The organism is Terriglobus sp. YAF25, assembly GCF_052113305.1.
In the GTDB taxonomy this organism is placed as follows: Bacteria; Acidobacteriota; Terriglobia; order Terriglobales; family Acidobacteriaceae; genus Terriglobus.
On sequence record NZ_JBFRCY010000496.1, the window covers coordinates 1 to 3,544 of the forward strand.

Annotated in this window: 4 protein-coding genes; 3 read left to right on the forward strand and 1 reads right to left on the reverse strand. The window is 57.3% G+C overall.

The window, feature by feature from the left end:
* Positions 1-314 precede the first annotated feature (314 nt).
* A complete protein-coding gene (locus AB4043_RS18725) occupies positions 315-1,790 on the forward strand; it encodes an MFS transporter (RefSeq protein WP_442307757.1) in 1,476 nt (491 codons plus the stop codon).
* A gap of 11 nt (positions 1,791-1,801) precedes the next feature.
* On the opposite strand, the gene AB4043_RS18730 is transcribed toward AB4043_RS18725, so the two are convergent.
* Positions 1,802-2,392 carry an alpha-ketoglutarate-dependent dioxygenase AlkB gene (locus tag AB4043_RS18730; RefSeq protein WP_442299664.1) on the reverse strand — a complete coding sequence of 197 codons (591 nt, stop codon included), beginning with the start codon at positions 2,390-2,392 and terminating at the stop codon, positions 1,802-1,804.
* 160 nt (positions 2,393-2,552) lie between these two features.
* On the opposite strand from AB4043_RS18730, the gene AB4043_RS18735 reads away from it, so the two are divergent.
* On the forward strand, positions 2,553-2,930 hold the full coding sequence (locus AB4043_RS18735; protein WP_442299666.1) for an MGMT family protein: 378 nt from the start codon (positions 2,553-2,555) through the stop codon (positions 2,928-2,930).
* 177 nt (positions 2,931-3,107) lie between these two features.
* On the forward strand, positions 3,108-3,368 hold the full coding sequence (locus AB4043_RS18740; RefSeq protein WP_442299668.1) for a hypothetical protein: 261 nt from the start codon (positions 3,108-3,110) through the stop codon (positions 3,366-3,368).
* Positions 3,369-3,544 lie beyond the last annotated feature (176 nt).

The following is a 3,544-nucleotide window of genomic DNA, read 5'->3' on the forward strand; positions in this document are numbered from 1 at the left end:
GCCTTGCAGAGCGCGTGGGGCAGAGCCCCTAGCGAGGCTTGGTTTCCTTATTTGCGTGCATCAAGCACGCAGGATTTCAGGGTCGCGTTGCGGCAGGAACAGGCCGCTGTGGTGGGTGGCGGAAGACGTGGAACGCGGCTGGAGACAGGCGAGGAGCGTAGCTTCTCCCTGAATCACGAGGTTGCATGTAAGAGGCAGGGATTGTTTTTCCTGCAGAAGATTGCGTTTCGGCACGCAGACAAGCCACGATAGCTGTGTTGAGAACTTTCCTTATGTCTGACAACAGTTCACCCAGATCCGTGACCGCTCGGCTCGTGCTGCTGGCAACCATCCTCGGTTCGAGCATGGCGTTTCTCGATGGGACGGTCGTGAATCTCGCGCTGCCAGCGCTGCAACAAACGTTCCGGACCAATATGTCTGGTGTGCAATGGGTTGTGGAGGCTTACGCGCTCACGCTTGCTTCACTGCTGTTGGTGGGCGGTTCGATGGGAGACCGCTATGGACGAAAGAAGATTTACGTCTACGGCATCCTTCTTTTCGCGATTTCGTCCATTGCCTGCGGTGTGGCAGTGAACATTCCATGGCTCATCGGCGCACGCGCGATCCAAGGAATTGGGGCGGCCCTGCTGGTGCCCGGCAGTCTCGCGCTCATCACAGCAACCTTCCCCGAGAGCGAACGCGGGCGTGCCATTGGCACCTGGTCGGGATTTTCGGCGGTCACCGCGGCGCTTGGGCCGGTTGCGGGCGGATGGTTGATCCAGCATTTCAGTTGGCGCTGGGTCTTTTTCCTCAACATCCCGTTTGCGTTGGCGGTATTGGCGCTTTGCGTGAAAATCCCCGAAGCGCGGAACGAGGATGCGACGGGCAGCCTCGACTGGCTGGGGGCCCTCCTGACCACGGTGGGACTGGGCAGCATCACTTATGCACTGATCGAGTGGCCATCCGGCGCGAGCCATCTTCTGTTGGGGGCGATTGCAGTGCTCGGAGCGATTGCCCTTGCGAGCCTCGGCTACCTGGAAGAGCACACACCCGCGCCGATGCTTCCGTTCGCCCTATTTCAATCACGCAACTTCACCGGCGCCAACTTGCTCACGTTCTTTGTCTACGCCCCACTGGGCGCACTGCTGTTTTTCACTCCGTTGGATCTGATTCAGATTCAGCACTACTCCACGACGCAAGCGGGCGCGGCGTTTTCTCCGTTCATCGTCACCATGCTGTTGTTGTCGCGGTGGGCAGGACGCCTCGTAGAACGCTTCGGCTCCCGCCTTCCGTTGACTGTTGGGCCACTGCTCACCTCGGTGGGCTTTGCGATGTTCGCCCTGGCACCGCAGGAAGGTCACTATTGGAGATCGTTCCTGCCGGCGGTGCTCGTGATGTCCTTGGGGATGACGGTCACAGTGGCTCCTCTGACCACGACCGTGATGAACGCAGTCCCCAAGTCCAATGCGGGCGTCGCCTCCGGCATCAATAACGCAGTATCCCGGTTGGCTTCGCTCCTCGCGGTTGCGGCCTTTGGTGCGCTTCTGGTGACGGTCTTTGTGCACGCCCTCCACGATCGACTTGCGTCCCTCTCGCTGCCGCCTGAGATGCTGGCTGAAATTCAAGCGAACCATCTGCAGCTTGCTGCGATGAAGGTGCCGGATGACCGCGCGATGCATGCCATCACCCAGTCCTTCGTCCATGCGTATCGAACTGTCCTCTGGGTTGCGTCGGGGTCGCTGTTGCTTGCATCGTGTTTCGGCTGGCTCGTCGTGACCCCGGGCAAGAGCAAAGCCCGTCCCGGCGAATGAAGTCGGTGAGCCTACTTTCGGAGCGAGTCTGCGAGCGTTCGAAAGGTAATCGAGTACCGAAGGTCGCTTACCTCCGGGATGCTGTGCTCCCACTCCGTGCGGGCCTCTCCCGCCAGGATGTAGATGGAACGCGGTTGCACTTCATGAGACACCCGCTCCCAGGTCTTACCCCGTGGTTTGCGGAACCGCATTGTCGCAGGCCCTCCTAAGGACAATCCAACGATGACACCAAATTCCGCTTTATCTTTGTGCCAACCGATACCCGCTCCGGCGCGGTACTCGTTGACGCCAACCTGTCGAAATGCGTGCTGCTCATACCGGGCGAAGCTCGCGACACGAGGAAGCAAGTCGGCAAGGAATGGCGGGATGTCTGAAGCCGTTTCCACCGCGCGGCGGCTGAAATTGTATTTGAGTCCAAAGCTGGTTACACGTCGATTCCCGATGTGGCCATGAAACTCGAACGGCTTCAGATCAAGGAGGCCAAGTGCTTCGAGTAAACCTCGTTCTTCCTCATCGGTAATGAAGTTCTCCTCATACCGAAAACCTTCGGGTTCGAGACCCTCTCTGCTTTGCGATCCGCCGAACAACCTTGCCTGTTCCATAAGTGCTACCTGAGTATTGGATTCACAAACCATGTGCGGGGATCGCGCCCTTCTCCCATGCGCTTTTGTCTGCCCACGCTTGCACCGTCTGCATGTCGCTTATGTCTCCTGGATACACGGGAGGACGCCTTCTACAAGCGCGGGCAGTTATTCTTTTTGTATGAGGTACGCAAGTCTTCCGGGAGAACTCAAGCGCCGTCTCAATCGTTCGGCGCTCAGCTCAAGCCAGGAGCGGGACCAGGCTTTCTATAAGATGATCCGTTCCATACCAAAAGGGCGAGTCTCGACCTATGGCAAGGTTGCTACAGCAGCTGGCTATCCTCTCTACCATCGCGCCGTAGCGAAGTTTCTTAGAGGAGAAATCGGTCTAAGCATTCCCTGGCAGAGGGTTGTCGGTTCCGGCGGTGAGATCAAGCTCCGTGGAGACGCTGCACTGGAACAGCGCCGACGTTTGGAAGCAGAGGGCGTGGTCTTCAAGGGCAAGCGTATCGACATGGAAGTCTATGAACAGGTTTTTCGAACATGGGAGACCGACTAGGCTTCTACCTCACAACGGCCAGAGCTAACGAATGTTCGATTGTCAAAGGGGTTTGATTCCGGGCTTGCTCCTGGCAAAGACCGTTGATCTGGAAACCATCGTGCAAGTCGCGACCGATGCCGGACGGGAACATAGCCGGCGTGCCATGTTCGAAACAGCCGCTTGTAAACTTGACGCATGGCTGCCAAGACTCTTCTGCAAGCAAAGCAAATCAATCACGGCCAATCGGAAATCTGGCTCGAAGCCGACGGAAAAGAGATTACGCCGCACCGGACCCTGGCAACGAACGAAGTCGTGAATATTGTGCGCAATTCTACACCTGAGGATGTCTTCAAAGCGTTCTATGCCGACTACCATGTTGCGCTCGAACACGTCGCATCGCTCGACGCACAGAATCTGGATGTCATCGCGGCCGAGCTGAAACTCAAAGCCTCATGAATACCTTGTTGCCAGTCATTGGCTATCGAAAAGGTTCACTTGTTGATTGCTGATCGGTGTTGCGTCCACTAAGCGAGCTTTCATCTTTGACGCTGGAAGAATGCGGAGCAGATGAACAGGCGGTCTTTCCGAAGGCGCAAGATACTCCTCATAATCTCGCGGCTCAAGAAAGGTCG